The 5882-nt window shown below is 42.8% G+C and carries 7 protein-coding genes and 1 pseudogene; 2 read left to right on the plus strand and 6 right to left on the minus strand.

The features are described 5' to 3' along the window. Positions 1-182 (minus strand): annotated as a pseudogene (locus IQ228_RS26770) (RNA-guided endonuclease TnpB family protein); the annotation flags it as partial. Between the two features lie 61 nt (positions 183-243). Between IQ228_RS26770 and IQ228_RS19235 the strand changes: the two are divergent. Further along, on the plus strand, positions 244-381 hold the full coding sequence (locus IQ228_RS19235; RefSeq protein ID WP_168465765.1) for a hypothetical protein: 138 nt from the start codon (positions 244-246) through the stop codon (positions 379-381). An 87-nt stretch (positions 382-468) separates the two neighbouring features. Here IQ228_RS19235 and IQ228_RS19240 read toward each other — a convergent pair whose 3' ends face one another. The 5 genes from IQ228_RS19240 to psbB form a co-directional block, all read right to left on the minus strand. Next, positions 469-1134: a nitroreductase family protein gene (locus IQ228_RS19240; protein ID WP_027401296.1), complete on the minus strand. Its 666-nt coding sequence runs from the start codon at positions 1132-1134 to the stop codon at positions 469-471. A 71-nt stretch (positions 1135-1205) separates the two neighbouring features. After that, complete coding sequence (locus IQ228_RS19245; RefSeq protein ID WP_027401295.1) at positions 1206-1937, minus strand: HAD family hydrolase; 732 nt, start codon at positions 1935-1937, stop codon at positions 1206-1208. A 237-nt stretch (positions 1938-2174) separates the two neighbouring features. Further along, complete coding sequence (locus tag IQ228_RS19250) at positions 2175-3230, minus strand: 30S ribosomal protein S1 (protein ID WP_027401294.1); 1056 nt, start codon at positions 3228-3230, stop codon at positions 2175-2177. Positions 3231-3575: 345 nt separating this feature from the next. Next, a complete protein-coding gene (locus IQ228_RS19255) occupies positions 3576-3680 on the minus strand; it encodes a photosystem II reaction center protein T (protein ID WP_027401293.1) in 105 nt (34 codons plus the stop codon). Between the two features lie 97 nt (positions 3681-3777). Further along, a complete protein-coding gene (gene psbB / locus IQ228_RS19260; RefSeq protein ID WP_027401292.1) occupies positions 3778-5304 on the minus strand; it encodes a photosystem II chlorophyll-binding protein CP47 in 1527 nt (508 codons plus the stop codon). Between psbB and IQ228_RS19265 the strand changes: the two genes are divergently transcribed. Beyond that, complete coding sequence (locus tag IQ228_RS19265) at positions 5304-5447, plus strand: hypothetical protein (protein WP_193963973.1); 144 nt, start codon at positions 5304-5306, stop codon at positions 5445-5447. The two genes, psbB and IQ228_RS19265, sit on opposite strands and share 1 nt — an antisense overlap. The last annotated feature ends 435 nt before the right edge of the window (positions 5448-5882 follow it).

Raw genomic sequence — 5882 nt, forward strand, 5'->3', positions numbered from 1 at the left:
CAATCTGCAATTGCACCTGCTAATTTGTGGTTCTTCAAAAATGCCTTAACGTGCAAATCTTCTATCTTAATTATGCTGTGGTTTTTAGCTAGATAGTAGGTTAATTTGTGAATAGAATCCTTGCGAAAAGCTGTAATCTGTCCGTTATTTGGAATTAGCGCAGTTTTGAATGATAAAAGCATTGATTCGACCTTCAATGTTGTGCTATGATATCTAGTATATCAGACATATTAAGATTTGGCAATGCCTCGGATTAAATTTAAACCACAAAATCAAGTAGCCTCCGATAAATCACCCTTGCAATTTAAGGTTTTACCTGGAGTCAGGGAAAAAATTAAAACCGTCCCTGACACAGCAGCAACGGTTGAGGGATTTTGTTGATCAACTTATTGAAGACTCGGATAAACAGTAATATATGGATAGTTATGGGTAGAAATTATCAAGCTGTTTCTACCCCCAAATCCCTAATTAGCCTTGATAGGGATTATCCAGTCTATCTACAGAAACATTCACAGATAATGGTAGCCGACCGGGATTTAAGCGGGGTTCAGCCGCATAACCTACAGGTACTAAAACAGCAATACCTATATCTGGGTCATTTTCTGCACCAATTATAGCTTTGACCTGTTCCTCAATCCAACCATTCATAAAGCAGGTGGATAAACCCAAACTTTCCGCTGCTAACACTAAATTCGTAGCAGCTATCATGGCATCTTTAATGGCGTATTCCCGGCGCTTGTCTCCTAAACTAGCTTGAAATTGGGGAATCGCACCTCTAAAATAATTAACTGTTCCCTCATTCCAAGCCCCAGTGGCTGCACCTTGCTCTAAAATGGGTGTTAAATCTTTTCCTCCCGCAGCAGCGTCAGCCGCGAAAACAAAGGTAACAGGTGCTTGAATAATTTGTTGTTGCTTCCAAGAAGCTGCACATAATGCTTCTTTTTGGGCTTTGTCCTGCACTAAAACTATTCTCCACGATTGGACGTTAAAACTACTGGGTGCAGCTACGGTTAATTCTACCAGTTGCTTAAGTAGTTCTGGGGAGATGGGATCTTGTTTAAAGGTTTTGATGGAACGACGTTGTCCTATGGCAGTAGGTACGTCTAATGCTTTGATTTGGGTATTTGAAGTCACGGTATTTTCCTCTGTTTTATCCTATGCGCTTAGGGTAACGCTTTTTTGCACGCAGTTCAATTGATGGACTGTCAAGCAATCACCTGAATTTCATCAAGTTGATTAATCACCACGTCTGCACCTTGAACATTATCTGCCCTAGCAATCCAAGTAATCCCAATACAGCCGGCAGCCTTAGCATGACGCGCCATTTGCATATCACCTATAGAATCACCTACCATTAAAGTCGCCGCTGGTGATACTCCCAAGGCTTGGCAAGCTTCTAAAAACAGCGTCGGATCTGGTTTACTCGGACCATCATCAACTCCCTTTTCCAGTTGCAAATAATCGCTTAATTGGTGAGTAGTGACAAATTTTTTGACCTCTTGAGTCGTTGCTGCTGACAGGATTCCCAATTTTAAGCCCGCTACTGACAAGGACTTTAATATCTCCAAACTACCCACAAATAAAGGTGAAGGAGTTTTACCAACATATTGTTCAGCTTCTTCTAAAGCTTGACGAGCGATTTTTAAAGATTCAAACCATCCCCTACCAGTTTCTGCAATGTAAGCGGCTGCTGCAACTTCTGTTTCTCTACGACTCGCTACTGATATTAAACCTGCTAGATCTAAGAAATTGCCATTAATACCAAAAGCCATTAATAAAGGTTCGCCAATTCCAGGAATTTGTGCGTCTATCATCCGTGCCGCTTTTTGTCCCAATGTTCTTAAATATGACTCAGAATCTTCTAAAGTACCGTTTTTATCAAATAAAATTGCTTCAATATTAGAAAACGCAATGTTTTTACATTTAATAGTTGCCAAAATAGCTCACCCCATTCATTTTAGATGGTAAGTAAAAAAAAAGAGGGGTTTCCCTCCTTATAATACACTTTAACAATTTGAGTTGTCATCACTGACAATTATCCAGCAATTCTCATTTTAAGGTTTGATGACATTGTAACCCTTGTGGTAACAGGGGTTTACAATTTTTAGCGAATCCGTGTATCGCTGAAATGGCGCAAAATCGTTTCAAAGTGAGAATTGCTGACAATTATCAATCTATGATTCAATAGCTGCGGGGATCTCTTCTTCAATCTCTGTGGCTGGGGGAATTTCTTCCTCAATCACAGCTTCCATAGGTGCAACTTCTTCAGCTACGGCTTCCACATCTGTAGCTTCCACATCTGTAGCTTCCACAGGTGTAGTAATGCCTTGCTGTTTGGCAAGCAATTGTTCCCGATACTTAGCTGCCATTTCTTCGGCCTTATCATAAACCAAATCACGGTTCTTGATCATGTCACCAGGTTCGGGTTCTAACTGTTTAGTAGACAGTGAAATCCGTCCCCTTTCTGCATCCAAGTCAATGATCATTACTTTCACTTCATCATTAACATTGAATACACTATGAGGAGTATCAATATGCTCGTGGGAAATCTCAGAAATATGTAGTAGTCCGCTCACGCCACCAATGTCAATGAAAGCACCGTAAGGTTTGATACCGCGAACAGTACCAATAACTACTTCGCCCACTTCCAAACGGTTCATCTTCCGCTCAACCAGCGCTCGACGATGGGAGAGAACTAGGCGGTTACGCTCTTCATCTACTTCTAAGAATTTCAAGGGCAGTTCTTCGCCTACCAAATCTTCCTTGGGTTTGCGAGTGCTAATATGAGAACCGGGGATAAAGCCGCGCAGTCCTTCAATTCGCACTAATGCACCACCACGGTTGGTTGCGAAAACGCCAGAACGGACAGTAGCATCTTCTGCTTGCAACTGCCGAACTCGCTCCCAAGCCCGCATATACTCAATCCGACGAATTGAAAGGGTGAGCTGACCATCTTCATTTTCATCTGTAAGGATGAAAAATTCCCGTGTTTCGTTTGATTGTAAGACTTCTTCCGGGGCATCGACCCGGTTAATAGACATTTCTTGTATGGGTATATATGCTGCGGTTTTCGCACCTATGTCAATCAGAGCGCCGCGCGGCTCTATACTGAAAACTGTACCCGGTACGACATCACCAGGGCTGAAGTGATAGTCGTATTTATCAAGTAGAGCAGCGAAATCTTCGTGGGTAAATCCAATTTCTGTAGCGGTTAAGTTCTGATTGACCATGCTAATGTGTTCCTGGGTCTAGTCTCCGTAAAGGTTTTGTCATAAATTCAGTTTATATGTAAGTAGTGGGAGGACAATTTCCACTTACATTGCTGTCTTATCCTAGCTTAGAATAGCTAGTCTTAACACATATCAACTTCCAGACATAAAATTATATCATATATGGCGGTGAATAGGGAATAGGGAATGGGGAATAGGGAATGGGGAATGGGGAATAGGGAATGGGGAATAGGGAATGGGGGATATCTGATTTTTAATACCGAAACTAAAATATCCGTTGTTACTATCATTAGTAACAACGGATATTGTTAGCATATATTCCCTAGTGAATTGGGAATATATAACCTATTTCTCTTTTTTCTCAAACCGGGGGGGTTCGCGGAAGGCGATCGCAAAAAAGAGTACACCTATTGCTAGGGTTAAAATCAAGATGTAAGCAACACTTTCCATATTTTTCAGATCCTGTCTGTTGAGCCAGTAATTTTAGTTTAACAAACCACAGAAAAAGCATGAAGTAGAAAAATCTACTTCACACCTCATCCAAGTTTTAAGCTTCCTTTCTCCGGCGAGTTGTTTTGTCACCCAGCTTCTGGAACAGACCCCACTCAACCTGTTCTTCTTCAATTTCCACACCAGCAAACACATCACGGTAGATTGTCCGTGAACCGTGCCACAGGTGACCAAAGAAGAATAGTAGAGCAAATACAGCATGACCAAAGGTAAACCAACCTCTGGGAGATGTTCGGAATACACCGTCAGAGTTCAAGGTTTCTTTGTCAAATTCAAATATTTCTCCACCTTGAGCTTTGCGGGCGTACTTCTTCACATCAGCGGGATCTGTAAAGGTTTGACCATTCAGGTTCCCACCGTAGAAGCTGACTTTTACGCCAGTTTGTTCAAAGCTGTATCTAGATTCTGCCCGACGGAAGGGGATGTCAGCACGGACAACCCCATCTTTATCAGTCAAAATGACTGGGAAGGTTTCAAAGAAGTTAGGTAGACGACGAACTGTTAATTCTCGTCCTTCGGCATCCGTGAACACAGCGTGACCTTGCCAAGATTCAGCAATACCATCACCTTTCACCATTGCCCCTGTACGGAATAGACCACCTTTAGCGGGGCTATTACCAACATAATCGTAGAAAGCCAGTTTTTCAGGAATCTGCGACCAAGCTTCTTTCAAAGAAGTACCTTCAGCAACGCTTGTTTGCACACGACGCTGAATTTCTTGACGGAAGTAGTCTTGATCCCACTGGTAACGGGTAGGACCAAACAGTTCGATTGGGGTAGCAGCGTTACCATACCACATAGTTCCAGCTACTACGAAAGCAGCGAAGAATACAGCAGCGATACTACTGGAAAGTACGGTTTCAATATTACCCATCCGTAGGGCTTTGTAGAGCCTTTCAGGAGGTCTAACTGTGAGGTGGAATAAACCTGCAACAATACCGACAATACCAGCCGCAATGTGGTGAGCGACTATACCACCTGGATTATAGGGGTTAAATCCAGCCGGACCCCATTCAGGAGCTACTGGCTGAATACTGCCCGTCAGTCCATAGGCATCAGATACCCACATTCCTGGACCAAATAGTCCAGTCTGGTGGAACGCACCAAAACCAAAACAAAGTAAACCGGATAAGAACAGGTGAATACCAAACATTTTTGGCAAGTCTAGTGCAGGTTCACCGGTGCGAGGATCTCTAAAAAGTTCCAAATCCCAGAAAACCCAGTGCCAAACAGCAGCCAAGAATAATAAACCAGAAAGAACGATGTGAGCAGCAGCAACGCCTTCAAATGACCAGAAACCGGGGTCTACTGCTGTGCCACCAGTTACACTCCAACCGCCCCAAGATTCGGTTACGCCTAAACGTGCCATGAAGGGAAGTACGAACATCCCTTGTCGCCACATGGGGTTGAGAACTGGATCACTAGGGTTATAAACGGCTAGTTCGTACAGTGCCATTGAACCTGCCCAGCCAGCTACTAAAGCTGTGTGCATTAAGTGTACAGAAATCAGCCGACCTGGATCGTTGAGAACGACTGTATGTACTCGATACCAAGGTAGTCCCATTGACTACAAGCCTCCTGGATAGTTATGTTTACAAAGCAATTTTCTTACGGAGGTTCACAAATGACGGAAACCGTCAAGCCGAGAAATCTCTGAGTTTTTTTATTGCTGATTTTGAGTTTGGCAATACTGACGCACTACCATAGTTTGAGTTCTTTTGTCAAGAACTGACTGTTTGAGTGTTTAGGTAATTGCTAAACAAAAACGAGGATATTTTTAAAAGTGTAACTATTGATGGAACGCTTTGCAAGCGTTTCCATCGCTGGAGTTACGTAAGTTGTGGTTTAAATATGGCTACCAGTCACCAGAAATGTTGGTTATAACCGGATCTATCTGGAAAACTGAAGTTTTTTTTAATCCACCAGGGGATCGCGGGAAGGCTGGGAGCCGCGTCTCTTTAGAGCGCGGGGGAAAGCCTACCCGTGCGGTTTTAACCGCTTCCAATATTCTCGATCATGATGCGGGTCATTAAATCTTTTCAACATTTTATTTCTCTCTAACTAATCTTTTTAAGGCTGACGAAAGACTCATTCCCCAACCTTGGGCGATATCCTCAAGTTTCTTTCTTTCAGTTTCATCTA

It is taken from the genome of Dolichospermum sp. LEGE 00246 (assembly GCF_015207865.1).
In the GTDB taxonomy this organism is placed as follows: Bacteria; Cyanobacteriota; Cyanobacteriia; order Cyanobacteriales; family Nostocaceae; genus Dolichospermum; species Dolichospermum heterosporum.